The organism is Sphingomonas sp. LM7 (assembly GCF_002002925.1).
Classification (GTDB): Bacteria; Pseudomonadota; Alphaproteobacteria; order Sphingomonadales; family Sphingomonadaceae; genus Sphingomonas.
The window spans coordinates 2,694,054-2,719,296 of the sequence record NZ_CP019511.1; the positions used below are offsets into that span (position 1 = coordinate 2,694,054).

Consider the following 25,243-nt stretch of genomic DNA (forward strand, 5'->3'; position numbering starts at 1 on the left):
GCGCAGCGGGTTGGTCGATCAGCGTCCGTTCCGGATCGAACGGCAGGAACGGCGCAGGTACAGGTGCGCCGCCCTCCCCTTCGAAACCGGTCCTAGTCCAGCGACTTGACGATCTCTTCGACCATCTTCTTGGCGTCCGCCAGAAGCATCATGGTATTGTCGCGGTAAAACAGTTCATTGTCTACGCCTGCATAGCCGACGCCGCCCATCGATCGCTTGATGAACAATACCGTCTTGGCCTTTTCGACATCGAGCACCGGCATGCCGTAGATCGGCGAGCTCTTGTCGGTCTTCGCGGCGGGATTGGTGACGTCGTTGGCGCCGATCACGAAAGCGACGTCGGTCTGCGCGAACTCGCTGTTGATGTCCTCCAGCTCGAACACTTCGTCATACGGCACATTGGCCTCGGCCAGCAGCACGTTCATGTGCCCGGGCATGCGTCCCGCGACCGGATGGATCGCGTATTTCACCCGGACGCCATGTTCCTTGAGCTTGTCGCCCATCTCGCGCAGCGCGTGCTGTGCCTGCGCGACTGCCATGCCGTAGCCGGGGACGATGATGACCTGCTCGGCCTGTTGCATCAGGAACGCGGCGTCTTCTGCCGAGCCGCGCTTCCATGGCCGATCGGTCGCCGCCGCTGCGGCGCCGCCGCTGCTGTCGCCGCCGAAGCCGCCGGCGATCACGCTGATGAAGCTGCGGTTCATCGCGCGGCACATGATGTAGCTCAGGATCGCGCCCGAGCTTCCGACCAGCGCGCCGGTGACGATCATCGCAGTGTTGTGGAGCGTGAACCCCATCGCCGCCGCCGCCCAGCCCGAATAGGAGTTGAGCATCGACACGACGACCGGCATGTCCGCCCCACCGATCGGCACGATCAGCAGGAATCCGATCACAAAGCTCAGCACGGTGATCGTCCAGAACACCCACGGGCTCTGATCGGTGACAAAATAGGCGATCAGCCCGAGGATGCCGGCAAGCAGCCCAAGATTGATGACGTGGCGGCCGGGCAGCATGATCGGCTTGCCGCTCATATTGCCGTTGAGCTTGAGAAACGCGATGACCGATCCCGAGAAGGTGATTGCGCCGATCGCGACGCCCAGCGCCATCTCGATCCGGCTGACTGGCAGGATGTTGACCAGGTCCGGCCCGTAGATCGGCCGGATCACCTGCGCGATGCCGAACGCCAGCGGGTTGAGAAACGCCGCCGCCGCGACGAGCACCGCCGCAAGCCCGACCAGCGAGTGAAATGCTGCGACGAGCTGCGGCATCGCCGTCATCGCGATGCGGCGCGCGGTGACGATGCCGATGATGGCACCGATGGCGATCGCGATCAGGATTTGTCCCAACGTGACGACGTCAACGAAATCCCCGCCAAAAGCGATGGCGGGCGCATGGGCGCCGCTCAGGCCGCCGAGCGGCACATGCGTCACCAGCGTCGTCACCACCGCTACGCCCATGCCGATCATGCCGAAACGATTGCCGCGCTGGCTGGTGACGGGGCTCGAAAGCCCGCGCAGCGCTAGGATGAAGCAGACGCCCGCGACCAGATAGGCCAGCGACACCCAGGGGCTCACTGCGACGGCATGTTCCATCTCAGCGCACCTTCTTCTTGTACATCGCCAGCATTCGAGCGGTCACGGCGAACCCGCCGAAGATGTTGACGCTCGCCAGCACCACCGCGAGCAGCCCCAGCCATTTGGACGCCGCGCCGCCGCTACCCAGCCCGACCGCCGCCGACGCGATCAGCGCGCCGACGATGATCACCGAGGAAATCGCATTGGTCACCGCCATCAGCGGCGTATGCAGCGCCGGCGTGACCGACCACACGACATAATAGCCGACGAAACAGGCCAACACGAAGATCGACAGGATCGAGATGAAGTCCATTTCAGCTCTCCTTGCTTGCGGCGGGGAGCCATTGTTGCAGTCGGTCCAGCGCGCCGTCCCACCGGCGCGCGCTGGCGAGGTTGCGTTCGCGTTCGAAATCGCATCCCATCAGCGACACTTGCGCGAGCCAGTTCGAATATTCCTTGTCGACCACATCCATTTCGTGGCCGAAGCCGGAAGTGCGCAAATCTCGAATCACCGCCTTCATCCGGGCATCGAGACGCTTGCGGCTTTCCACAAGATCGGGATCCGTGCACATCGCGATAGAGTGCGTCTGGTCGAGCACCGCGCGATATGTGCCGCGGAACGCGATCCCTATTTCGATCGGCATGATCACGCTTGCGGACGCAAACGTATAGTGGCGATCGCGCGGATCCCGGAGCGTGGGGGATTGATCGTTCGCAACCATCTGAACGGTTTGCCCCTCCCCACACGAAACCAAGGTCCCCGCCGCGCCGATCGCCGTCACGAGCTGCAAGGGCGCGCTAGCCATTCAGCCTCTCATGCACGACCTTGCCGCCCTGCGTCAGCCGCACTGCGTTGCCGATTTCCTCATCGAGCACCGGTTTGCCCGCTTCCTTGTCCCAGAACGCGCTCAGGAAGTTGAACAGGTTGCGTGAGAACAGCGCCGAGCTGTCCGCCGCCAACCGGCTCGCCACGTTGCGGTGGCCGACGATCTTGACGCCGTGGACGGTCACCACTTCGCCTGCGACCGCACCCTCGACATTCCCACCGGCCTCGACCGCAAGATCGACGATGACGCTGCCCGGCTTCATGCTGGCGATCTGCGCGTCGCTGATCAGCCGCGGCGCCGGGCGCCCCGGGATCAGCGCCGTGGTGATGACGATGTCCTGCTTGGCGATGTGGCTCGAGACCAGTTCGGCCTGCGCGGCCTTGTATTCGTCGGACATCTCGGTGGCGTAGCCGCCGGTGCCTTCGCCCTCGATGCCCTTGACGTTCTCGACGAAGATCGGCTTCGCACCGAGCGACTGGATCTGCTCCCTCGTCGCGGCGCGCACGTCGGTCGCCGAGACCTGTCCGCCCAGCCGCCGCGCGGTGGCGATCGCCTGCAGCCCGGCGACGCCGACCCCCATCACGAAGACCTTGGCGGCCGAGACGGTGCCCGCCGCGGTCATCATCATCGGAAAGGCGCGGCCATATTCCGCCGCCGCGTCGAGCACCGCCTTGTAGCCCGACAGGTTCGATTGCGAGGACAATATGTCCATCGATTGCGCACGGGTGATCCGCGGCATCAATTCCATCGCCAGCGCCTCGGCACCAAGCGCGGCATAGCGATCGACCCGTGCGCGCTCGCCGAACGGGTTCAACCCAGCGACGATCCACGCGCCCTGTTTCAGACCGGAAAGCCCATCGGGATCGGGCCCCTGCACACCGAGCACGATATCGGCGTCCGCCAGCACCTCGGCACGACCGCCGATCGTGGCGCCGGCATCGGCATAGCCCTGATCGGCGATCGACGCCGTCTCGCCCGCCCCGGCCTCGACCGCCACGGTGGCGCCAAGCCCGATGAACTTCTTGACGGTCTCGGGAGTCGCGGAGACGCGCCGCTCGTCGGCGGCGGCCTCCTTGAGCACCGCGATCTTCACCTAGTTGGCGATCATGAAGACGACGAAGGCGCCAATGGCTGCCGACGCGATCGTGCCCCAGAGCATGAGCTTGGTGAAACCACTATAGGTTTCGGCATGTGCCTGGACTTCGGTGCTGGTCTCGCCCGCGTCGGCCATCGTTGATCCCCTCTGAACAAGTTTTGCGGGACCTTAACCGCCGCATCGCGCAGCCTCAACCCTGCTGCGGTAAACATCGCCTGTCCGCAGGCTTAAGCCCGCCTTTACCCATGACCATTATGGGATACGACCTGAAACGGGACACTGGGGACAGACGGATGACGCGCAACGGGCAGCGCCTCCTGATGCTGATCGACGACGAGCCGGCACAACGCCGTCTCGTCGCGGCGATCGCTGCACGCCGCGGATGGCGCACCATCTTCGCGGGCGAGGCCGAAACTGCGATCGCGATGCTCGGCACGCCCGACGGCATGGCGCTCGACGCGATCATCCTCGACCATGCTTCGTCCGACGCCGACGCCGCCGCACTGATCGGCGAACTGCGCGAGCGTCGCCCGCAATTGCCGATCCTTGTCCTCACCGCCAACAGCTCGGCGGCCGCCGCAGTCAGCGCGATGCGCGCCGGCGCCACCGATTTCCTGGTCAAGCCGATCGCGTCGGAGCGGCTGCTCGCCGCGCTCGAGGTCGCCGCCGGTGGCCTGTCGGCGGGCGAATTGCGCCCGCTCACCGAAAAACTCTCGGCCAGCCTCGCCTTCGACGAGATCGTCGGCAGCGCGCCGCAGTTTCGCGCCGCGCTCGCCATCGCCGCCAAGGCCGCCCGCGCGCGCGTTCCCGTGCTGATCGAAGGCGAAAGCGGCGTCGGCAAGGAAGTCGTCGCCGAAGCCGTCCACGCCGCTTCGCCGCGCAGCCGCAAGCCCGCGATCGCCGTCAATTGCGGCGCGATCCCCGCCAATCTGGTCGAATCCGAACTGTTCGGGCATGAAAAGGGCGCGTTCACCGGCGCGTTCGAGCGCAAGATCGGCCGCTTCCAGGATGCCGATGGCGGCACGCTGTTTCTCGACGAAGTCGGCGAGATGCCGCTCGACGCGCAGGTCAAGCTGCTGCGCGTGCTGCAGACCGGCGAGATCCAGCCGCTTGGCGCGCGCCATCCCCGCGAAGTCGACGTCCGCGTCATCGCCGCGACCAACAAGAGCCTGCTCGCCGAAGTCGAAGCCGGACGCTTCCGCGAAGATCTCTATTACCGCCTCAACGTCGTCCAGGTGACGATCCCGCCGCTTCGCGAACGCGCCGGCGACATTCCCGCGCTTGCCCGCCACTTGCTCGCGCGGATCGCCGAGCAGCCCGGGCTTCGGCCGCTGGGCATCACCGACGACGCGCTGACGCTGCTCGGCAGCTATGACTGGCCGGGCAATGTCCGCCAGCTCCAGAACGCCCTGTTCCGCGCCGCAGTGCTTTGCGAAGGCGACGGGCTGGCGCGTGCCGACTTCCCGCAGATCGCCCAGCTTGCCGCAGGCCGGCCCGCGGGCAGCATCCCGCCACAGCAGGGATCGGGCAATGCCGGGGTCACCCTGTTCCGTCCCGACGGCAATCTGCGCGCGCTCGACGAGATCGAGGCCGACGTCATCCGTCTTGCGATCGGCCATTATCGCGGGCGCATGACCGAAGTCGCCCGCCGTCTCGGCATCGGCCGCTCGACGCTCTACCGCAAGCTCGGCGAGCTCGGCATCGACCAGAGCGCCGCCTGAATTCAGTCGCGCGGCACGGGGAGGATCGGCAGCATCCGGTGCACCACGCCGTCGCGATTGAGGAACTGGTGCTTGATCGCGCCCAGCACGTGCAGCCCGATCAGTATATAGGTCGCCTTGATCAGCAGCTTGTGTGCGCCGCCCAGCATCTCGCCGAGATCCTCCGAACGCGGCACCGGCAGATTGCCGACCGGGAACAGCCCGAACCAGTCCGTCGTCGGCGCACCGCCCGCCGAAGCCGCCGCCCAGCCGAGCAGCGGGATCGCCAGCAGGACGACATAGAACAGGACGTGCGTCGCGCGCGCGAGCAGCCGCTCCCAGCCTGCCATATGCACCGGCAGCGACGGCCAGGGATGGGCGATCCGCCAGCCGAGCCGCACCAAAGTGAGCACGAAAACGGTGATCCCCAGCGACTTGTGCGTCGCGAACCAGCTTAGCTTGTCGGGACCTTGGGCGTCCTCCATCCAGCCGCCGACCAGTATGTTGGCGATCAGTAGCACGGCGATCGTCCAGTGAAGCACGATCGAGACGGTGGAATAACGGTGCTCGGATTCGCGCATGGATAGTCCCCTTGCGCCCGCTCTGGCCCGATCCCCGGAGCCGCGCTAGGGCACTGCCATGCAAAACAAGTTCACCGGGCGAACGATCCTCGTCACCGGCGCTGCATCGGGGATCGGACTCTCGGTCGCAGAGCACCTCGCCGCCGCGGGCGCCAAGCGGCTGATCCTTATCGACCGCGACCCGATCCCCGCCGACTTCACGCACGAAGCGGTCGCCGGTGACGTGCGCGACGAGGCGCTGTGGGACGGGCTCGACCTGACCGGGCTCGACCACGCCGTGGTCAATGCCGGCGTCGCAGGCGCGGGCGCGATCGCCGACCTGTCACTGGACGAATGGCGGCGCATCCTGTCGGTCAATCTCGACGGCGCATTCCTGACGCTGCGCGCCGCGATGCGCGCGATGAAGGGGCGCGGCGGCAGCATCGTGCTCACTGCGTCGGCGGCAGGCGTGAAGGCCGAGCCGGGCGTCGCCGCCTATGGCGCGTCCAAGGCGGCGCTGATCCACCTCGCTAAGGTCGCTGCAAAGGAAGGCGCGCCGCACGCAATCCGAGTGAACGCCATCGCGCCGGCGGGCGTCGAGACGCCGGTGTGGGATGCAATCCCGATGTTCGCCGAGCGCGCCGCCGAGATCGGCCGCGATGCCGCCTTTGCCGAGATGGCGGCGATGGCCACACCGCTCGGACGCTATGCCAAGCCCGAGGAGATCGCCGCGCAGATCGGCTTCCTGCTCTCCGACCAGAGCGCGCTCGTCACCGGCGCGACCCTGATCAGCGACGGCGGCTATACGCTGTAAAACGCCCCTCCCTGAAAGGGGGGGAATTCTGGTGCGACCCCTCTACCCCGGCATCCGCGCGACCAGCGCCGCGTCGCGCAGCCCGCGCCAGATGCGCAGCGCCTGCGCAGTCTCGAACACATCGTGGACGCGGATCAGTTGCACCCCGAGCTCGGCACCCTTGAGCGCGACGCCAAGCGAACCGCCAAGCCGTGCCTCGGCCGGCGCTTCGTTGGAGAGTGCGCCGATCATCCGCTTGCGGCTGGCGCCGAGCACGATCCCGCAGCCAATGCCGTGGAACAGCGCCAGGCCATTGAGCAGCGCAAGATTGTCGGCGAGCGACTTGCCAAAGCCGATGCCCGGATCGATCAGGATGCGCGAGCGATCGACGCCTCTTGCCACGACTTCGTCAACGCGGCGTTCGAGCCAGTCATAGACTTCGATCAGCACATCGCCGTAATTGCCCCCATCATGGCCGGTCTTCGCCGGATCGGGCGAGTGCATCAGCACCACCGGACAGCCGGCCTGTGCCACCACATCAAGCGCGCGATCGTCGTAGAGCAGCGCAGAGACATCGTTGACGATGTGCCCGCCCGCGGCGAGCCCCGCCTCCATCACCGCGGCTTTCCGCGTATCGATCGACACCGCCGCGCCGCTACGTGCCAGCCGCTCGATCACCGGCACGATGCGCCTGATCTCGTCGCCTTCCCAGACGGCGGCAGCACCGGGCCGCGTCGATTCGCCGCCGACGTCGACGATCGCCGCACCTGCGACGGTCATGTCGACCCCGACCTGCGCCGCGGCGGCGGGATCATCGGCATGCTTGCCGCCGTCCGAGAAGCTGTCTGGGGTGACGTTGAGGATGCCCATCACCTGCGGCTGATCGAGCCGGACGACGCGGTCGCCGAGCCGAAGCGGGGCGCGCGGCGCGACGATGCGTGCCACGATCGTCTGGAGGCGCTCGTCCTGCGGCAGCTCGGCCACCGGGATCGTCCGTTGCAGCACACGCTTGCCGCCCTCGACTGCGATCAGCTCGAACGCGCTGCACCAGGTCAGCCCGCCCGCGATCCGCACGACCTCGCCGTCGCGGCCGACCGGCGTATCGGCGAACTGGACCGGGCGGAGATAGAGGCGGGCGGTGGTGGGAAGGTTCATGCGGTGACCTTAACAAGCCTCTCCCCTTCAGGGGAGGGGTTGGGGTGGGGCTTGTCCGCGGGCGAGGTCTCGGTGAGACCTCCCCCACCCCCTGCCTCTCCCCTGAAGGGGAGGGGTCAAAGTTAAGGCTGCGTCGCCAGCAGGTAGGTCTGGCGCAGCGCGTCGATCGGCTTGAGGGCGCCTTCGTCCTCGAAATGCCACCACGTCCAGCCATTGCACGACGGCGCATTCTGCAAGGTCGCGCCAAGCTTGTGGATCGAGCCGGCAGCGTCACCGCACTTGAGCGAGCCGTCGGCACCGACCACCGCGCGGTGGCGGCGCTTCGAATCGAACAACACCGTGCCCGGCGCCAGATAGCCATTCTCGACCAGCTGGCCAAACGCGACGCGCGGCGCGGCCTTGGGCGCCTGCATCGTGGTCAGCGCCGATTCGTCGAGCGGCAGCGCCGCGTCGATGCGCGCCTGCGCCGCCTCGACATAGACGCCCTCGCGATCGATCCCGATCCAGCGCCGGCCAAGCCGCTTGGCGACTGCGCCGGTGGTGCCGGTGCCGAAGAACGGATCGAGGACGATGTCGCCCTTCTTGGTCGTCGCCAGCAACAGGCGATAGAGCAAGGCCTCGGGCTTTTGGGTCGGATGGACCTTGTAGCCGTCCTTCTTGAGTCGCTCCTGGCCGCCGCAGATCGGGAATTCCCAGTCGCTGCGCATCTGCAGCTCGTCGTTCAATGTCTTCATGCTACGATAGTTAAAGGTGTAGCGCGCCTTCTCGCCCTTCGACGCCCAGATCAACGTCTCGTGCGCGTTGGTGAAGCGGGTGCCCTTGAAATTGGGCATCGGATTGGCCTTGCGCCAGATGATGTCATTGAGGATCCAGAAACCGAGATCCTGGATCGCGCTGCCCACCTTGAAGATGTTGTGATAGCTGCCGATCACCCAGATCGAGCCGTCGTCCTTGAGGATGCGGCGCGCCTCGGCCAGCCATTCGCGCGTGAACTTGTCGTATGCCGCGAGGCTGTCGAACTTGTCCCACTCGTCGGTGACTGCGTCGACATGGCTGCCATCGGGGCGATTGAGGTCGCCGCCGAGCTGGAGGTTGTACGGCGGATCGGCGAAGATCAGGTCGATCGACTTGTCCGGCAGTTCGCGCATCCGCTGGACGCAGTCGCCCCGAAGAATCTGGTCGAGCGGCAGCACCGGCACCGGCTTCGCAGCCGCGCGGCCCCGCACGTTTACCTTTTCCAGAACCCCCATTGCACTCAACTCCCTTGCCCGAACCCCCGTATTCGCGGGTCACGGACTCCGTCGTCAAGCGAACATTGGTTAACGAAAATGGCTGCTAAACCGTTAACGACGCAGAACATTCGGGCACCCGCCCAGATGTTGAGTCAAGAAGTTATCCACAGGCGCAAGCGCTGGTGGTGTGGCGAAAAAGACTCAGTTTCGGCGGCGGTACGATTTTGATGGTCGTGCTCCAGCTTTCGCAGGAGCACACAACAATTCGACCGCGGCCCTCAGGCCGCGGTGCCACCCACGGTCAGCCCCTCGACCAGCAACGTCGGCTGCCCCACGCCGGCCGGCACGCTCTGCCCGCCCTTGCCGCACATGCCGACGCCTTCGTCGAGCGCGAAGTCGTTGCCGATCCCGGTAACCCGGTTGAGCACCGTCGGGCCGTCGCCGATCAGGGTCGCGCCCTTGATCGGGCGGCCGAGCTTGCCGTTCTCGATCCGGTACGCCTCGGTGCACGAAAACACGAACTTGCCCGAGACGATGTCGACCTGCCCGCCGCCGAAGCTCTTGGCGTAGATGCCCTTCTTCACGCGCGACAGCAGCTCGGCGGGATCGTCCTCGCCGTCCTTCATGAAGGTATTGGTCATCCGCGGCATCGGCGCATGCTGGAACGATTCGCGGCGGCCGTTGCCGGTCGGCTCGACGCCCATCAGCCGCGCATTCAGCCGGTCCTGCATATAGCCCTTGAGGATGCCGTCCTCGATCAGCACCGTCTCGCGCGTCGGCGTGCCTTCGTCGTCGATCGACAGCGACCCGCGGCGATCGGTGATCGATCCGTCATCGACCACAGTGACGCCGGGTGCGGCGACCCGCTCGCCGATGCGGCCGGAGAAAGCGCTGGTGCCCTTGCGGTTGAAGTCGCCTTCGAGCCCATGGCCCACTGCTTCATGGAGCAGCACGCCCGGCCAGCCGGGGCCGCACAATACGGTCATGTCGCCCGCGGGCGCATCCTCGGCGTCGAGATTGACCAGAGCCTGCGCCAGCGCCTCGTCGATCGCGCGGTTCCACGTCTCGGGCTGGAACAGCCGATCGTAGAGCGTCCGCCCGCCGGTGCCGAAGCTGCCGGTCTCGCGGCGTCCATTCTGCTCGACCACGATCGACACATTGAGCCGGACGAGCGGGCGGACATCGGTGGCGATGAAGCCATCGGGGCGGACGATCTCGACCACGCCCCATGATCCGGTGAGCCCCACCGAGACCTGGACGATGCGCGGATCGCGCGCCCGCGCCGCGGCGTCGATCGTCTGGCAGAGGTTCACCTTGTCGGCGAAGGGCACCAGATCGAGCGGATCATTGTCGGTATAGAGATGGCGGTTGTTGCCCTGGGGCGGCGGTGCCTTGCCGGCCTTGCCCGGCTCGATCAGCGCCATCGTCTCGGCCGCGCGGCGGATCGCCGCCGGACTGATCTCGTTGGCGTGCGCGAATGCCGTGGTCTCGCCCGATACCGCGCGCAGGCCGAACCCCGATTGGGTGTCGAACGACGCGGTCTTCAACCGCCCGTCGTCGAAGCCGAATGCTTCCGACTTGCGATATTGGAGATAGAGCTCGCCGTCCTCGGCGCTCGCGAGCGCGTCGGCGGTCAGCCGCGTCGCGGTTTCGGGATCAAGCTCGCGATACAGGAACGCGCGGGGATCGGAGGGAATCGACATTCCTCCGATATAGGACGCTCAGATGCTGGCGCCAGCCGGATGGTCGGGCAATTGCGACTGGTCGGCACCGTCGGCAGGTCCGCCGATCAGGATAAAGCGCCGGTCGCAATAGCCGCAATCGACATAGCCATGCTCGTCGATCTGCAGGAACACGCGCGGATGGCCCAAAGCGGCGGGCACGCCGGGGCCGCTGCCGTCGCAGGCGACGCGGGCATGGCTGGTACGGATCGTCTCGGGCAGGGGCGCAGTCATGAGTCGCCGATAGCAAGCGCCCGCGCCCGCCTCAAATTCTTTCGTCACCCCGGCACAAGGCCGGCGTGACGGGTAGGAGACTTGGCGAGCGCCGCTCGTCCCCGTAGAGCACATCCCATGACTCAGGCCGCGATCGAGATCGACAATCTCTGCAAGACCTACACCGGTGGCAAGCGCGCGCTCGACGGCGTCAGCTTCGAGGTCCCGCGCGGCCAGATCTTCGGGCTGCTCGGGCCAAACGGCGCGGGCAAGTCGACGCTGATCAACATCCTGGCAGGGCTGGTCAACAAGACTGAGGGCCGCGCGACGATCTGGGGCTTCGACATCGATGCGCACCCGCGCAACGCCAAGGCGAGCATCGGCATCGTCAACCAGGAGATCACCTTCGATCCCTTCTTCACCCCGCGCGAGACGCTGGAGATCCAGGCCGGGCTCTACGGCGTGCCCAAGGCGCAGCGCGATCCGATGGGCCTGCTGCGCGCCGTGCATCTCGAGGACAAGGCCAACGCCTATTCGCGCACGCTTTCGGGCGGCATGAAACGCCGGCTGATGGTCGCCAAGGCGATGGTCCATTCGCCCCCCGTCCTCGTCCTCGACGAGCCGACCGCGGGCGTCGACGTCGAACTCCGCCAGCAGCTCTGGGCCTATGTGAAGCAGTTGAACGCACGCGGCATCACCGTGGTGCTGACCACGCATTATCTGGAGGAAGCCGAGCAGCTCTGCGACCGCATCGCGATCATCAACCACGGCAAGCTCATCGCCAACAAGCCGACGCGCGAGCTGGTCGGCATGGCGCAGGAGAAGGTGGTCGAAGTGACGGTGGACCGCGATGTGCCGGTGCTGCCCGAAAATGCGTGCTTCCAGAAGATCGAATTGAAGGCCGAGCGGACCTTGGTGATCACGTATCGCAAGGACCAGGCGAATGCCGGCGAAGTGCTCGGCGCGGTCCAGGGCGGCGGCTACGGCATCGTCGACGTCTCTACCCGCGAGGCCGATTTGGAGGACGTGTTCCTCAATCTGACCCGGGCAAACGGCTGAGCCCCCTTCCCTAACCTAGCGGGAGCGGAAGCAGCGCAGGATCGTTTCGCGGAGGAACATGGTTCTTTGATCATGTTCGATACGAGGAAGATTCGATGAAGATCCTGATGGTCCTGACCTCCCACGACACGCTGGGCGACACCGGCAAGAAGACCGGTTTCTGGCTCGAGGAGTTCGCGGCCCCCTATTACGTCTTCAAGGATGCGGGCGCGGAGATCGTGCTGGCGTCGCCGGCCGGCGGGCAGCCCCCGCTCGACCCCAAGAGCGACGAGCCCGATTCCCAGACCGAGCAGACCAAGCGGTTCAAGACCGATCCGGACGCGCAGCAGGCGCTGGCGAACACCGTCCGACTCGACACCATCGACGAGGCGGACTTCGACACCGTCTTCTATCCCGGCGGTCACGGCCCGCTATGGGACCTAGCCGAACTGGACAGCTCGATCCGCCTGATCGAGAGCTTCGACCGGGCAGGCAAGCCGATCGCCTTTGTCTGCCACGCGCCCGGTGTGCTGCGCCACGTGAAGGGCGCGGACGGTGCGCCGCTGGTGAAAGGGCGCCGCGTGGCGGGCTTCACCAACTCCGAGGAAGCAGGGGTCCAGCTGACCGATATCGTGCCGTTCCTGGTGGAAGACGAACTCAACAAGCTCGGCGCCCGCTATGAGAAGGGCGCGGACTGGGGTCCCTATGTCGTGATCGATGGCAATCTGGTCACTGGCCAGAACCCGGCCAGCTCCGAAGAGGCGGCGAAGGAACTGCTCAAACAGCTCGGCTGAGGTACGGGCTGGTGGGGCTGAGAGACCTCACCGCCTTTTGCTTGCGAGGAATGCCCACATCACGTCGTTGTCCGCGGCCCAGACATGCCCGGCTTCCGGAGTGATGTGCGCGACCACCTCAGCGCCGCCGCGGCAGTCGGTGTAGCCGCGCTCGATCACGCCGCTTTCGAGCGTGCGCTCCGGCAACGGACGCTGGCACCCGTTGAGATCGGCCCAGCGCGCCTCAGCCTTGCGCATCGTGTATTGCCAGTATCCCGCGCCGCCGCCCTCGATCGGGTTGGTGCCGTCCTTGCCCCCGGCAAAGGCAATGACGGGCATCGTCCGCGCGGGCGTGCAGGTTGCCGCATCGGAGAAACGCGGGTCCGCCGCGGAAGGGTTGCCCGCGCGTAGCCCGACCACCGGCGCGATCGCTGCAAAGTGGTCCGACGCGACGCAGCCGAGCCAGGACGACATTCGCCCGCCGCCCGACAACCCGGTGGCATAGACGCGGCGGCGATCGGCGCACCCCTTAGCCGCCAGCCAGTCGATCGCCGCGCCCAGGAACGCGACGTCGTCGGCATCCTGCGGTCCCGGCACCTTGCCCACGATGGTCGGCACGCCGGGGATGTTCCAGACAAAGCCCTTTTCGACCGGGATGCCGGCATCGGGCGCGGCTAGGACGAAGCCGTGCGCGTCGCTGGTCGCTTCGAGCTTCGAGCCGGCGAGGATCGCAGCGCCATCGCCCCCGCTGCCGTGAAGCGCGAAGACCAGCGGCGCCCTGCCCTTCAGCCCGGCGGGCACGTGGAGCAGCAGCGACCGGCCGGTATGGCCGATCGTCACGCGCTGGGTCGTGCCGGGCGCGCCGAGCGTGCAGGCGGCGGCGGGGACCGTCCACGCCGCGGCAAACACCAGTCCGACGAAACCCAGGCTTTGGCGGCGCATATCTCTCTCCATTTGCAAGGCGAGCCGCTTAGCGCCTACGCGAAACGCGAACCAGCGGAAGAGACGATGGCGAACGATCCTCATATTTCAGACATCCTCGTCATCGGCTCCGGCGCGGCAGGGCTTACCGCGGCGCTCAACCTCGCGTCGCGCTTCAAGGTCACCGTGATTGCCAAGGGCGCGCTCAACGAAGGATCGACGGCCTGGGCGCAGGGCGGAATCGCCGCGGTGCTCGAACCCGGCGACACCTTCGAGAACCATATCGAGGACACGATCGTCGCGGGCGCCGGGCTCAACGACCGCGCCACCGTCGAGATGGTGGTGGAGAATGCCCCCGCCGCGATCGAGCGGCTGGCGAAGCTCGGCGTGCCGTTCAATACCGACAAGGGTGCACTCCACCTCACCCGCGAGGGCGGGCACAGCCATCGCCGCATCGTCCATGTCGACGACGCCACCGGCTGGGCCGTGCAGGAGGCGCTGCTCAAGGCGGCGCGCGCCAATCCCAATATCACCCTCGTCCCCGATATGGTGGTGATCGATCTCGCCACCAGCCGCCACGAGGCGCGCTATTCGGGCGCAGGGAATGTCTGGGGCGTCTATGCCTTCAACCGCGCGACCAACCGCGTCGAACTGTTCACTGCCAACGCCACCGTGCTGGCGACCGGCGGCGCGGGGCGGACGTACCTGTTCTCGACTGCGCCGCGCGGGGCGACCGGCGACGGCATCGCGATGGCATGGCGCGCGGGGTGCCGCATCTCCAACATGGAATTCATGCAGTTCCACCCGACCTGCCTTTACAATCTCGAGGTCAAGAACTTCCTGATCACCGAGGCAGTGCGCGGCGAAGGCGGGCGGCTGATCAACCCGCAGACCGGCAAGCGCTTCATGACCGACTACGACCCCGCGCGGATGGAGTTGGCACCACGCGACGTAGTGGCGCGGGCGAACGACGCCGAGATCAAGCGCGATGGCCTCGACTATGTCCATCTCGACATCAGCCATATGGGCCCGGATTTCGTGAAGCAGCACTTCCCGACGATCCACGCCCGGCTGCTCGATCTCGACATCGACATGACCCGCGAGCCGATCCCGGTCGTCCCCGCCCAGCATTACACTTGTGGCGGCGTGGTGGTGGACCGCGACGGGCGCACCGACCTGCCCAATCTCTATGCCGCAGGCGAAGTCAGCCAGTCGGGGCTGCATGGCGCCAATCGCCTCGCCTCCAATTCGCTGCTCGAATGCTTCGTGTTCGGCGAGGCGGTGGCCAACCACATCACCGCGAACTGGAGCGATCTCGCCCCGCCCCCGCCCATTCGCCCTTGGGACGAGAGCCGCGTCACCGATTCCGACGAGGAAGTGGTGATCAAGCAGAACTGGACCGAAATCCGCCGCTTCATGTGGAATTATGTCGGCATCGTCCGCTCGACCAAGCGGCTCGAGCGCGCCCAGCACCGCATCCAGATGCTCCGCGGCGAAGTGAACGACTATTACGGCCATTTCCGCGTGACCGCGGATCTGATCGAGCTGCGCAACCTGCTTGAGAGCGCCGACCTGATCGTCCGCTCGGCGCTCCATCGCAAGGAAAGCCGCGGGTTGCACTACACGCTCGATTATCCCGAGACGCTCGATGTGGCCGTGGACACCATCCTCGTGCCCTGAACCTCAGGCCTTCCCTACGGATTTGCCCCAATGGCAGAAGCCGGAGCGCGGCCCCACATCAGAGGACAACGGTTAGGTTTCCTCTCCGTTCACGATTCGTCGCTATCGTTACCGGATTCGTCGCATCTCACTGCGCCCGGGCTTTGATGCGAGTTGCGTTCGCCGCATGTTTAGAGATGCGCAAGGGGCTGCATTTGTGAAGAATTTTGTGGGTTTCTCAAAAGTCGAACGGGCATTGACCCTTGCCGGGCTTGGTCCGGCGATGTTGCTCGGCTGCGCCGTGCACGAAGATACGCAGCTCGCCGCCTATCTGCCGGCACCCAGCTACAGCGTGCTGATGCCCTTCCCGTCCGCCAAGGCAGCGACGGCCCGGCCGCGCGTGCCGGCACCGGTCGATCTGGTGACGAGCATCGACTCCATCACCCGCAATTTCGCCGGGCTGGCCGGTATCGCCGTCACCAGCGTCGATGATGGCTGGATCGCCAGCAACGCCACCGCCAGCCGCCCGCTGCCGCAGCAGAGCGTGAGCAAGCTGTGGGTGGCGATGACCGTGCTCGACGCCGTCGATCGCGGCACGGTGCGGCTCGATGATCCGCTTACGATCACGCGGTCGGATTTCACGCTGTTCCACCAGCCGATTGCGGCGCTGGTCAAGGGCGATGTCGGGTACACCACCACCGTCGGCGAGATCATGCGCCGCGCGATGCAGATGAGCGACAACACCTGCAACGACAAGCTGCTGCGCCTGGTCGGCGGGCCGCAGGCGGTGCGCGACTTCATTGCGCGCAAGCAGCTGGGCACGATCCGCTTCGGCCCCGGCGAGAAACTGCTCCAGGCGGGCACTGCGGGCCTCGAATGGCGCCCCGAATATTCGATGGGGAATAGTTTTGCCGTCGCCCGCTCCAAGCTTTCGGCCGATGTGCGCCGCGCGGCGTACGAAGCCTATATCAAGGATCCGCCAGACGGCGCGGCGCCGATCGCGATCGCCGATTCGCTTGCGCGGCTTCAGCGCGGCGAGCTGCTTTCGCCGAATTCGACCGCGTGGCTGCTCGCCACGATGGGCGGCGCCAAGACTGGCAAGGCACGGGTGCGCGGCGCGGTTCCGCCGGGCTGGCTCTATGGCCACAAGACCGGTACCGGCCAGGATCTCGGCAGCCGCACCGCGGGCTTCAACGATGTCGGCATCCTGACTGCGCCCGACGGCCGCTCCTATGCCGTCGCAGTGATGATCGGCGACACCGCGCGCCCGATCCGCGAGCGCCAGTTGCTGATGCAGGCAGTGGCGAGCGCGATCGTCGCGCATCACCGCCCGACCGGCCCGATCATGGCAGGCGCCCGCCCTTCGCGGTGACCGCAACGGCGAGGCTGGGGTGCCTTGCAATGTAGGATTTCATCTGCTTGCCTTTGCGGAGCGGCTCGGCCGTTCGCGCTTTGAAATCGGCGGGTCAGGCGGCCTCGATTAACGGACCGTCGGGATTAGACCGCAAGCAGCGGGGGGCGCCGCGCAGGTCGCACGGCTAGGCCCGCGCAATGACCGATACCATCGACTGGACCGCCGCCGCCGAGGCGCTAGACACCAATGGCTGGGCAGTGCTGCCCGGGCTTCTCGACCCCGAGACTTCCGCACAGGTCGCGGCACTCTATGACGCGCCCGAGCTCTTCCGCAGCCAGGTGATCATGGCCCGTCACGGCTTCGGCCGCGGCGAATATCGCTATTTCGCCTATCCGCTGCCCGATCCCGTGCAGGACCTTCGCACCCGGCTCTATCCCCCGCTCGCCGGCCTCGCCAATCGCTGGCACGCCCGGATGGGAATCGAGCGACGCTTCCCCGAATCCCATGCCGAGTGGCTCGCCCAATGCCATGCCGCCGGGCAGACGCGGCCGACGCCGTTGCTCCTCCGCTACGGGCCCGGCGATTATAATTGCCTGCATCAGGATCTGTACGGCGACCATGTCTTCCCGCTCCAGCTCGCGGTATTGCTCTCCGAACCGGGGTGCGACTTCGCCGGCGGCGAATTCCTCCTGACCGAACAGCGCCCGCGGATGCAGTCGCGCGCGGCGGTGGTGCCGCTCCGCCAAGGCGATACAGTGATATTCGCAGTCAACCAGCGCCCGGTACGTGGCGGCAAGGGCGATTACCGCGTGACGATGCGCCACGGGGTAAGCGCAGTGCATATCGGCCGGCGGCATACGCTCGGGATCATCTTCCACGACGCCAGCTAACGCTAAGGCTTTGCCCGGCCCGCCCGCTCGGCTATCCCGGCGCCGATGCCCCATCTCTATCTCGTCGACGGCTCCGGCTATATCTTCCGCGCCTATCACCGGCTGCCGCCGCTCACCAACAAGCATGGCGAGCCGGTCGGCGCGGTCTATGGCTATACGACGATGCTGTGGAAGCTCGCCGACGAGTTGCACAAGGCTGACGGCCCGACGCACATGGCAGTGATCCTCGACAAGTCGAGCCACACCTTCCGCAACGAAATGTACGACAAGTACAAGGCGCAGCGACCGCCGCCGCCCGAGGATCTGGTCCCCCAGTTCCCGATGATCCGAGACGCCACCCGCGCCTTCTCGCTGCCGTGCATCGAGGAAGAAGGCTGGGAGGCCGACGATCTGATCGCCAGCTATGCCAAGGCGGCGCTGGCGCAAGGCTGGCAAGTGACGATCGTCAGCTCGGACAAGGATCTGATGCAGCTGATCGAGCCCGGGCTCGACATGTACGACACGATGAACAACCGCCGCCTGAGCGACGATGCGGTGATCGAGAAGTTCGGAGTGCCGCCCGGGCAATTGGGCGAAGTGCTCGCGCTGATGGGCGACAGCGTCGACAACGTCCCCGGCGTGCCCGGGATCGGACCCAAGACCGCGGCCAAGCTGATCCAGGAATTCGGCGACGTCGAGGCAGTCCTCGCCGCCGCGCCGGGGATGAAGCCCAGCAAGATGCGCGAGAATCTGATCGAGCACGCCGAGATGGCGCGGCTTTCCCGCAAGCTGGTTACGCTGGCGTGCGACGTGCCGTTGCCAGATCCCCTCGACCAGCTCGAATTGCAGGGCATTCCTGATGCGCCGCTGCGCGCATTCCTCGAGCATCACGGCTTCAAGTCGCTGATCGCGCGGCTCTCGGCAGTGGCCGACGCACCGGTCGAGGCGCACGAGACGCCGGGGCTGCCGGAAGATCCGCCCTGCGATCACGACGCCTATGAGACAGTGGTGACCGAAGCCGATCTCGACCGCTGGATCGCCGATGCACAGCATCAGGGCTGGGTGGCGATCGACACCGAGACCAGCGAACTGGACGCGATGCGCGCCGGACTGTGCGGCGTGTCGATGGCGCTGGCACCCAACAAGGCGTGCTACGTGCCCCTCACCCATGGCGGCAGCGACATGTTTGCCGAGAAGCCGGCGCAGCTCGACAAGCCGCTGGCGCTGGCGAAGCTCAAGACCCTGTTCGAAGACCCGGCGGTGCTCAAGATCGGGCACAACCTCAAATACGACATGATCGTGCTGGCCCGCCGCGGCATCACGGTCGCGCCGTATGACGATACGATCGTGATGAGCTTCGATCTCGATGCCGGGCTGCACGGGCATGGCATGGACGAGCTGGCCGCGACCCACCTCTCGCACAGCTGCATCGCGTTCAAGGACGTTGTCGGCACCGGCAAGAAGCAGCTCAGCTTCCGCGAAGTCGATCTCAAGACCGCGACGCGCTACGCCGCCGAGGATGCCGACGTCACGCTGCGGCTGTGGCAGCGCTTCAAGCCGCGCCTCGCCTATGAAAGCGCGACGCGCGTCTATGAGATGGTCGATCGGGCGCTGGTTTCGGTGATCGCCGGGATGGAGCAACAGGGGGTCAAGGTCGATGCCGTGACGCTCGCGCGGCTCTCGGACGAATTCTCCAAGCAGATGGCGGTCCTCGAAGAGGAAATCCACGGCATCGCCGGGTTCAAGTTCACCATCGGCAGCCCCAAGCAGCTCGGCGACGTGCTGTTCGAGGGTATGGGGATCAAGGGCGGTCGCAAGGGCAAGTCGGGCGTCTACTCCACTGACGTCAACGAGCTCGAGCGGATCGCGGCGGACAAGGATTCGCCCGGACGCGAGATTGCGCGAAAAGTGCTCGACTGGCGCCAGCTGTCGAAGCTCAAATCGACTTATACCGACGCACTGCAGGCGCAGATCAACCCCGAAACCGGGCGGGTGCACACCAGCTACAGCCTCACCGGCGCGCAGACCGGGCGGCTATCCTCGACCGACCCCAATCTCCAGAACATCCCGATCCGCACCGAAGTGGGCCGGCAGATCCGCAACGCCTTCGTCGCGGAGCCGGGCAATGTCATCCTCGCCGCCGACTATTCGCAGATCGAATTGCGGCTGGCGGCGCATATCGCCGACGTGCCCCAGTTGCGCGAAGCGTTCGAGCGCGGCGACGACATCCACAACATGACTGCGCAGGAGCTGTTCGGCGAGGTCAACCGGGACACGCGGGGCCGGGCGAAGACAATCAACTTCGCCATCCTCTACGGCATCTCGCGCTGGGGGCTGGCGGGACGGCTCGACGTCACCGCGGACGAGGCGCAGGCGATGATCGACCGCTATTTCGAGCGTTTCCCCGGCATCAACCGCTACATCGCCGACACGATCACCAGCGCCAAGGAAAAGGGCTACACCACCACGCTATTCGGCCGGAAAACGCATTTCGCGCGGCTGAAATCGAGCGTCCAGCACGAGCGACAGGGCGCGGAGCGTGCCGCGATCAACGCGCCGATCCAGGGCACCAGCGCCGACATCATCAAGCGCGCGATGGCGCGGATGGGCCCGGCACTCGCCGAGGCGGGGCTGCCCGATGTGCGGATGCTGATGCAGGTGCACGACGAACTCGTGTTCGAGCTGCCGGAAGGCGATGTCGAAAAGGCCCGGCCGGTGATCGAGCGCGTGATGGCGACCGCCGCCGAACCCGCGATCAAGCTTACCGTCCCGCTCGGCGTCGAGATCGGGGTGGGCCCGAGCTGGGGCGCGGCGCATTGACCCAATCGAACGTTCGCCCTGAGCTTGTCGAAGAGCCTTCCCGTCGCATGCCGGAACACAGAACTGCCCTTCGACGGGCGCAGGGCGACCGGAATGGCTGAGCCCACACCGGCCCCCGCCGCCGACGACATCAACACGCTCGCCAAGGGCGGACGGACGAATATCCTCGGCTTCCTGCTGCGGCTCGCCGCGCGGCTGCCGTTCCTGTTCATCGCCGGGCGCGCGTACGGGCCTGACATTGTCGGGCGCTATGCGATCGCGGTGCTGGTGATCGAAGTCGCGGCACTGCTCGCGACACTGGGCCTCAAGCGCGGGCTGGCGGAGGCATTGTCCTCGACCGACCGACCGCACGCGCATGTCGTTTGGGACGCGGTGCTCGTTGCGTGCGGCGCCTCGGCGATCGCCAGCGTAGTGCTGATCGCCTTCCCGCAAGTGATGTACCCCAACAGCCAGGTGATGGGACTGGAGCGGCTGCTGCCGCTGGTGGTGTTTGCCGTCGCCATTTCCGACGTGACGCTGGCGGCGCTCGCCTATCGCCACAATATCCGCGCCTCGGTAACGGCGCGGGCGGTGATCGAGCCGTGGACGATCAGCATCGCCGCCTGGGCCTTTTCCTTCGTCTCGACGCGCGACGGGCTAATGTATGCCTATGTGCTGTCGATGCTCGCCGCGCTCGCCGCATCGGTGGTGCCGTTCGTACGCGAATATGGCATGCCGCGCGGCTGGCATCCGCGGTTCGCCGACATCCTCGCGCTCGCCCGCCGCAACGCGCCGCTGGCCGGCGCCGACGCGATCGAATGGGCGACGCGCAACGTCGACCGGTTCATCCTCGCCTTGCTGTTCACGCCCACGGTGGTCGGCATCTATTACATGGCGCAGCAAGTCGCCTCGATCCCCCAGCGACTGAAGTCGAGCTTCGATCCGATCCTCGCGCCGGTGGTCACTAACAGCCTTGCCGACAACGATCGCAAGGCAGTCGCCAAGCAGGTGCGCCAGGTAGGCTTCTGGATCATCAGCGCGCAGGCGGCATGCCTGGTCGTGTTCGCCATTCCCGCCGAGGGCGTGATGGGACTGATCGGCCCCGAATTCGTCGTCGGCGCGGGCGTGATGTGCGTGTTGCTGGTGGCCGAGGTTCTCGCCTCGACCGGCGCAGTCTGCGAAACGGGGCTCGTCTATATCGCGCGCCATCGCAACCTGATGATCTCGCTCGCGGTGTTGCTGCTCCAGATCGCCTTGAGCTTCGGCTTCGTCTTCCTTGCACGCGCGCAGGGCTGGTCCGAACCGGTGCAGGCGGCCGGTCCGGCAGTGGCGCTGGCCGTCTCGCTGACGATCGGCTCGATTGCCAAGGCGATCATGCTGCGCCGGCTGCTCGGCGCGCAGGTGGTGAGCATCCGTCCGAGCTTCTTCGTCGCGATTGGCGCAGCGGCGCTGGTCGGCGCGGCTTTCACGTCGCTGCCACATCATTACGAATGGGCCGAACTCAGCATCGGCATGCCGGCGATTCTGGTCACGTTCCTGTTCGTGATGATCAAGTTCGGCTTCAGCGACGAGGACCGATCGCTGTTCCGCAAGACGCCCAAGAGCGAGGAGCCGACGCTGCCGGTGGCGGAGAAGCTTTAGACACACACCCGTCACCCCGGACTTGTTCCGGGGTCCACGGTGCCGCACGGGCTGGGCTAGGACTGGCAGGGTGTTGCCAACCCGCTTGGTGGACCCCGGCACAAGGCCGGGATGACGAAGGAGCGAGAGGCACCGGCAGCACCTCCCGCGATAGGTCACTTCACCGGGAACCCGCGGCGCTTGAACAACGCCTGCACGTCGGGATCGCGGCCGCGGAATGCCTTGTACGCTTCCTTGCGGTCGGTCTCATTGCCGGTCATCAACAGGGTCGTGCGGAACTTGTCGGCGGTCGCCTTGTCCCAGACGTTGCCGGTTTCCTCGAACGCCGCCCAGGTGTCGGCGTCCATCGTCTCCGACCAGAGATACGAATAATATCCGGCCGAGTACGCATCGCTGGAGAACAGGTGATTGAACTGCGGCAGGCGGTGCCGCATCACGATCTCCTTCGGCATGCCGATGCTGGTCAGGGTATCGCGCTCGAACGCGTCGGGATCGGTTACGGCCACGTCGCGGTCATGCAGCTTCATGTCGATGATCGCCGACGAGAGATACTCGACCGTGTCGAAGCCCTGGTTGAAGGTCTCCGCCTTCTGGATCTTGGCGACGAGATCGGCCGGGATCGGCGCACCGGTCTTGTAGTGCTTGGCGAAGCGATTGAGCACATCGGGGGTGAGCAGCCAATTCTCGTTCACCTGGCTGGGATACTCCACGAAGTCGCGCGGCGTGCCGCCCAGCCCGGGATAATAGACGTTCGAGAGCAGGCCGTGCAGCGCGTGGCCGAATTCGTGGAACAGCGTGGTCGCATCGTCCTTGCTGATCAGCGTCGGCTCGCCGGCGGCACCCTTGGTGAAATTGTTGTTGTTCGATGCGAGCACGATCTTGTTGCCGCGCAGGCCCGAACGCCCGCGATAGGCCGTCGCCCAGGCGCCCGAGCGCTTGCCCGCGCGCGCGAAATTATCGAGATAGAAGATACCGACTTCGGCACCACTGGTGCGATTGGTGACCAGGAACGTGCGCACGTCCGGATGGAAGACCGGAATGCTGCCGGTGTTTTCCTTGAAATCGAGATCGTAGAGCCGGCCCGCGGCATAGAACGCCGCCTGCACCATCTGGTCGAGCTGGAGGTACGGCTTAACCTCATTCTCATCGAGGTCGTACTTCGCCTTGCGCACCTTTTCGGCATAGAAGCGATAGTCCCACGGCTCGATCGTCAGCTTGGCGCCCTCCTTATCGGCCAGCGCCTGCATGTCGGCGACTTCCTCGCGGACACGCGCCGTCGCGGCGGGCCACACTGCCATCATCAGCTTCGTGGCATTCTCGGGCGTCTCGGCCATGGTGTCGTCCATCCGATACCAGGCGTGGTTCTTGAAGCCGAGCAGCTTGGCGCGCTCCTGGCGCAGTTTGAGGATCTCGGCGATCGTCGCATTGGTATCATTGGCGTCGCCATTGTCGCCGCGGTTGACGAATGCCTTGTAGATTTTCTCGCGCAGCGCGCGGTTGGTGGAATACATCAGGAAGGGCTGAACCGAGGAACGCGTGTTCTTGATCGCCCATTTTCCGGGCTGGCCAAGCGCCTTGGCTTCCTCGGCAAGGCTGGCCTTGAAGCTGTCGGCAAGCCCGGCGAGATCGGCTTCGCTATCCAGGAAGATCGCGGTTTCCTCGTCGGCGAGAACCTTGCGGCTGAATTCGGTATAAGCCGTGGCGAGTGTCTGGTTGATCCGCTTGACCTCGGCCTTGGCGGCCTCGTCGAGCAGCGCGCCCGAGGTGACGTAATCGCGATAGCTGCGCTCGAGCAGCCGCGTCTGCTGGGCATTGAGCTTGGCGTGCGCGCGGTGATCATAGACTGCCTTCACCCGCGCGAACATCTTGGGGTCGAGGCTCATCTCGGTGAAATAGGCCGAGAGCTTGGGGCTCCATTCCTTGGCGATCTTCTGGACCTCGGGGGTGGCGAGGTTGCTCTGATAGACGCCCCAGACGGCGAACAGCCGGCCCATTTCCTCGCCCGAGCGCTGGCTGGCCTCGATCGTGTTCTCGAAGGTCGGCGCGGCGGGATTGTCGCGGATCTTCGCCATATCCGCACGGGCATTGGCCATCGCGCGCTCGAACGCCGGCGCGAACATCGCCGGCGTCACCTTGTCCCACTGCGGCACCCCTTCGTGCGCGCCCGGCCATTTGGCGAGCAAAGGCGTGGGATCGGGCATGGTGGCGGGGGCAGGCGAAGTCTGGGTCGTGGTCTGGGCCATTGCGGATCCGAACGAGAGGGTGGCGAGCGCGGTGGTCGCGATCAACGCGAGCCGGAGCGAATGGGTCATCGATGGGGTTCCCCGAAGTGCTTTAGGATGCCGGCACACTAGGGACGCGCAAGGGGCGAAGGCAAGCGCCGTCGATGCATGACTTGACTCTTGGGCCATGCGGAACAGAATAGGAACATATCTGTTCCCGAGTCGTGAGTAACCGCTGCCCCATTATGGCCGATCCCGCCGTCCTTGCCCAGCTCCGCGAGCAATTGCGCGCGGTGGAGACCAAGGGTTTCCGCCGCCGCCCGGCGCTGCCCTTCGGGATCGAGCCGATCGATTCGCGGATCGCCGATGGCGGGCTACGGCTCGATGCGCTGCACGAGGTTGCGGCGGGCACCAGCGACATGGCCGATGATTGCGCGGCCACCCTGTTCATGGCCGGAATTGCGGGCCGCGCCTGGGGCCCGGTGCTGTGGGTGGTGCGGCGGCGCGACCTGTTCGCGCCGGGGCTGGCGCAGGTCGGGCTGGATCCCAAGAGATTGATTTATGCCGAGGCGGCCGACGATGCCGAATTGCTCGCGATCATGGAGGAAGGGCTGCGCCATCGCGGGCTCGGCGCAGTGATCGGCGAGGCCAAGCGCGCCGACATGACCGCGACGCGGCGGCTCCAGCTGGCGGCCGAGGGGGGCCGCACGATCGCGTTGCTGATGAAGCGCGGCGCGCGCGAAGGCGCCGATCCGATCGGCATGCCTTCGGCGGCGGTGACGCGCTGGCGCGTGACGTCGGCGCCGTCGAGCCCGCTGCCGGTTGCCGGGGTCGGGCGCGCGCGCTGGCGGCTCGCATTGGCGCGGCAAAAGGGGGGCGAGAGTTTCGAGATCGAAGTGGAGGCATGCGATGCAACGGGTCGCTGCGCTCTTCCTTCCCCTGTGGCCGATCGAAAGGCTGTGGCGGGCGGAAGCGCGAACCGCCGCGCCGCCTGAGCCGCGTCACGCTGCTTCGCTCGATCCGCTGCGCGAAGCGGTGGCGAAGGAGCAGGAACATGCGTGTTCGGTCTCCCGCGGCGGCGGCTGGCGTCCCGGCG

Annotated in this window: 22 protein-coding genes; 10 read left to right on the forward strand and 12 right to left on the reverse strand. The window is 66.2% G+C overall.

The annotated features are described in order from the left end of the window. Positions 1–92: 92 nt before the first annotated feature. From BXU08_RS12275 to BXU08_RS20075, 5 genes are read right to left on the reverse strand one after another with little or no spacing between them, the layout of a single operon-like run. Positions 93–1,592, reverse strand: a complete 1,500-nt coding sequence (locus BXU08_RS12275) for an NAD(P)(+) transhydrogenase (Re/Si-specific) subunit beta (protein WP_077510317.1) — start codon at positions 1,590–1,592, stop codon at positions 93–95. A gap of 1 nt (position 1,593) precedes the next feature. Beyond that, positions 1,594–1,887: a proton-translocating transhydrogenase family protein gene (locus BXU08_RS12280; RefSeq protein ID WP_077510318.1), complete on the reverse strand. Its 294-nt coding sequence runs from the start codon at positions 1,885–1,887 to the stop codon at positions 1,594–1,596. A gap of 1 nt (position 1,888) precedes the next feature. Continuing rightward, positions 1,889–2,380: a hypothetical protein gene (locus BXU08_RS12285; protein WP_150125524.1), complete on the reverse strand. Its 492-nt coding sequence runs from the start codon at positions 2,378–2,380 to the stop codon at positions 1,889–1,891. Further along, positions 2,373–3,494, reverse strand: a complete 1,122-nt coding sequence (locus BXU08_RS12290) for an NAD(P) transhydrogenase subunit alpha (protein WP_077510320.1) — start codon at positions 3,492–3,494, stop codon at positions 2,373–2,375. Before BXU08_RS12290 ends, BXU08_RS12285 begins: the two co-directional genes overlap by 8 nt. Further along, positions 3,495–3,632 carry an aa3-type cytochrome c oxidase subunit IV gene (locus BXU08_RS20075; RefSeq protein WP_077510321.1) on the reverse strand — a complete coding sequence of 46 codons (138 nt, stop codon included), beginning with the start codon at positions 3,630–3,632 and terminating at the stop codon, positions 3,495–3,497. Between the two features lie 158 nt (positions 3,633–3,790). Between BXU08_RS20075 and BXU08_RS12300 the strand changes: the two genes are divergently transcribed. Then, a complete protein-coding gene (locus BXU08_RS12300) occupies positions 3,791–5,218 on the forward strand; it encodes a sigma-54 dependent transcriptional regulator (protein WP_077510322.1) in 1,428 nt (475 codons plus the stop codon). A gap of 2 nt (positions 5,219–5,220) precedes the next feature. Here the strand turns inward: BXU08_RS12300 and BXU08_RS12305 are convergent, their stop codons facing one another. Beyond that, the gene (locus BXU08_RS12305; protein WP_077510323.1) at positions 5,221–5,778 is read right to left on the reverse strand and encodes a cytochrome b; all 558 of its coding nucleotides are present in this window, start codon (positions 5,776–5,778) and stop codon (positions 5,221–5,223) included. A gap of 58 nt (positions 5,779–5,836) precedes the next feature. On the opposite strand from BXU08_RS12305, the gene BXU08_RS12310 reads away from it, so the two are divergent. After that, positions 5,837–6,571, forward strand: a complete 735-nt coding sequence (locus BXU08_RS12310) for an SDR family NAD(P)-dependent oxidoreductase (RefSeq protein WP_077510324.1) — start codon at positions 5,837–5,839, stop codon at positions 6,569–6,571. 42 nt (positions 6,572–6,613) lie between these two features. Here the strand turns inward: BXU08_RS12310 and folP are convergent, their stop codons facing one another. From folP to BXU08_RS12330, 4 genes are all read right to left on the reverse strand, one after another. After that, positions 6,614–7,705, reverse strand: a complete 1,092-nt coding sequence (gene folP, locus BXU08_RS12315; RefSeq protein WP_077510325.1) for a dihydropteroate synthase — start codon at positions 7,703–7,705, stop codon at positions 6,614–6,616. Positions 7,706–7,827: 122 nt separating this feature from the next. Then, entirely contained in the window at positions 7,828–8,955 is a 1,128-nt protein-coding gene (locus BXU08_RS12320; RefSeq protein ID WP_077510326.1) for a site-specific DNA-methyltransferase, read from the reverse strand. A gap of 260 nt (positions 8,956–9,215) precedes the next feature. Next, entirely contained in the window at positions 9,216–10,640 is a 1,425-nt protein-coding gene (tldD, locus tag BXU08_RS12325) for a metalloprotease TldD (RefSeq protein WP_077510327.1), read from the reverse strand. A gap of 18 nt (positions 10,641–10,658) precedes the next feature. Then, positions 10,659–10,892, reverse strand: coding sequence for a zinc-finger domain-containing protein (locus tag BXU08_RS12330; RefSeq protein WP_077510328.1), 234 nt, complete (start codon positions 10,890–10,892; stop codon positions 10,659–10,661). A gap of 117 nt (positions 10,893–11,009) precedes the next feature. Here BXU08_RS12330 and BXU08_RS12335 point away from each other — a divergent pair, with 117 nt between their 5' ends. Next, positions 11,010–11,930: an ABC transporter ATP-binding protein gene (locus tag BXU08_RS12335; RefSeq protein WP_077510329.1), complete on the forward strand. Its 921-nt coding sequence runs from the start codon at positions 11,010–11,012 to the stop codon at positions 11,928–11,930. Positions 11,931–12,025: 95 nt separating this feature from the next. Further along, complete coding sequence (locus BXU08_RS12340) at positions 12,026–12,703, forward strand: type 1 glutamine amidotransferase domain-containing protein (RefSeq protein ID WP_077510330.1); 678 nt, start codon at positions 12,026–12,028, stop codon at positions 12,701–12,703. Positions 12,704–12,730: 27 nt separating this feature from the next. Here the strand turns inward: BXU08_RS12340 and BXU08_RS12345 are convergent, their stop codons facing one another. Continuing rightward, a complete protein-coding gene (locus BXU08_RS12345) occupies positions 12,731–13,624 on the reverse strand; it encodes a PHB depolymerase family esterase (protein WP_077510331.1) in 894 nt (297 codons plus the stop codon). A 66-nt stretch (positions 13,625–13,690) separates the two neighbouring features. Here BXU08_RS12345 and nadB point away from each other — a divergent pair, with 66 nt between their 5' ends. From nadB to BXU08_RS12370, 5 genes are all read left to right on the forward strand, one after another. Next, a complete protein-coding gene (nadB, locus tag BXU08_RS12350) occupies positions 13,691–15,283 on the forward strand; it encodes an L-aspartate oxidase (protein ID WP_077510332.1) in 1,593 nt (530 codons plus the stop codon). 208 nt (positions 15,284–15,491) lie between these two features. Continuing rightward, on the forward strand, positions 15,492–16,634 hold the full coding sequence (locus tag BXU08_RS12355) for a serine hydrolase (protein ID WP_253190360.1): 1,143 nt from the start codon (positions 15,492–15,494) through the stop codon (positions 16,632–16,634). A 179-nt stretch (positions 16,635–16,813) separates the two neighbouring features. Then, entirely contained in the window at positions 16,814–17,506 is a 693-nt protein-coding gene (locus BXU08_RS12360) for a 2OG-Fe(II) oxygenase (RefSeq protein ID WP_077510334.1), read from the forward strand. Between the two features lie 45 nt (positions 17,507–17,551). After that, positions 17,552–20,305 (forward strand): DNA polymerase I, encoded by a 2,754-nt coding sequence (polA, locus tag BXU08_RS12365; protein ID WP_077510335.1) that lies wholly within the window; start codon positions 17,552–17,554, stop codon positions 20,303–20,305. 93 nt (positions 20,306–20,398) lie between these two features. Continuing rightward, on the forward strand, positions 20,399–21,925 hold the full coding sequence (locus tag BXU08_RS12370; RefSeq protein WP_077510336.1) for a lipopolysaccharide biosynthesis protein: 1,527 nt from the start codon (positions 20,399–20,401) through the stop codon (positions 21,923–21,925). A 155-nt stretch (positions 21,926–22,080) separates the two neighbouring features. Here the strand turns inward: BXU08_RS12370 and BXU08_RS12375 are convergent, their stop codons facing one another. After that, entirely contained in the window at positions 22,081–24,237 is a 2,157-nt protein-coding gene (locus BXU08_RS12375) for a M3 family metallopeptidase (RefSeq protein ID WP_077510337.1), read from the reverse strand. Between the two features lie 155 nt (positions 24,238–24,392). Between BXU08_RS12375 and BXU08_RS12380 the strand changes: the two genes are divergently transcribed. Further along, positions 24,393–25,142 (forward strand): ImuA family protein, encoded by a 750-nt coding sequence (locus BXU08_RS12380; RefSeq protein ID WP_077510338.1) that lies wholly within the window; start codon positions 24,393–24,395, stop codon positions 25,140–25,142. Positions 25,143–25,243 lie beyond the last annotated feature (101 nt).

Bases quoted from the DNA above. Each gene is read 5' to 3' on its own strand.
- BXU08_RS12275 (WP_077510317.1), bottom strand. From the start codon at position 1,592: ATGGAACATGCCGTCGCAGTGAGCCCCTGGGTGTCGCTGGCCTATCTG.
- BXU08_RS12280 (WP_077510318.1), bottom strand. From the start codon at position 1,887: ATGGACTTCATCTCGATCCTGTCGATCTTCGTGTTGGCCTGTTTCGTC.
- BXU08_RS12285 (WP_150125524.1), bottom strand. From the start codon at position 2,380: ATGGCTAGCGCGCCCTTGCAGCTCGTGACGGCGATCGGCGCGGCGGGG.
- BXU08_RS20075 (WP_077510321.1), bottom strand. From the start codon at position 3,632: ATGGCCGACGCGGGCGAGACCAGCACCGAAGTCCAGGCACATGCCGAA.
- BXU08_RS12300 (WP_077510322.1), top strand. From the start codon at position 3,791: ATGACGCGCAACGGGCAGCGCCTCCTGATGCTGATCGACGACGAGCCG.
- BXU08_RS12305 (WP_077510323.1), bottom strand. From the start codon at position 5,778: ATGCGCGAATCCGAGCACCGTTATTCCACCGTCTCGATCGTGCTTCAC.
- BXU08_RS12310 (WP_077510324.1), top strand. From the start codon at position 5,837: ATGCAAAACAAGTTCACCGGGCGAACGATCCTCGTCACCGGCGCTGCA.
- folP (WP_077510325.1), bottom strand. From the start codon at position 7,705: ATGAACCTTCCCACCACCGCCCGCCTCTATCTCCGCCCGGTCCAGTTC.
- BXU08_RS12320 (WP_077510326.1), bottom strand. From the start codon at position 8,955: ATGGGGGTTCTGGAAAAGGTAAACGTGCGGGGCCGCGCGGCTGCGAAG.
- tldD (WP_077510327.1), bottom strand. From the start codon at position 10,640: ATGTCGATTCCCTCCGATCCCCGCGCGTTCCTGTATCGCGAGCTTGAT.
- BXU08_RS12330 (WP_077510328.1), bottom strand. From the start codon at position 10,892: ATGACTGCGCCCCTGCCCGAGACGATCCGTACCAGCCATGCCCGCGTC.
- BXU08_RS12335 (WP_077510329.1), top strand. From the start codon at position 11,010: ATGACTCAGGCCGCGATCGAGATCGACAATCTCTGCAAGACCTACACC.
- BXU08_RS12340 (WP_077510330.1), top strand. From the start codon at position 12,026: ATGAAGATCCTGATGGTCCTGACCTCCCACGACACGCTGGGCGACACC.
- BXU08_RS12345 (WP_077510331.1), bottom strand. From the start codon at position 13,624: ATGCGCCGCCAAAGCCTGGGTTTCGTCGGACTGGTGTTTGCCGCGGCG.
- nadB (WP_077510332.1), top strand. From the start codon at position 13,691: ATGGCGAACGATCCTCATATTTCAGACATCCTCGTCATCGGCTCCGGC.
- BXU08_RS12360 (WP_077510334.1), top strand. From the start codon at position 16,814: ATGACCGATACCATCGACTGGACCGCCGCCGCCGAGGCGCTAGACACC.
- polA (WP_077510335.1), top strand. From the start codon at position 17,552: ATGCCCCATCTCTATCTCGTCGACGGCTCCGGCTATATCTTCCGCGCC.
- BXU08_RS12370 (WP_077510336.1), top strand. From the start codon at position 20,399: ATGGCTGAGCCCACACCGGCCCCCGCCGCCGACGACATCAACACGCTC.
- BXU08_RS12375 (WP_077510337.1), bottom strand. From the start codon at position 24,237: ATGACCCATTCGCTCCGGCTCGCGTTGATCGCGACCACCGCGCTCGCC.
- BXU08_RS12380 (WP_077510338.1), top strand. From the start codon at position 24,393: ATGGCCGATCCCGCCGTCCTTGCCCAGCTCCGCGAGCAATTGCGCGCG.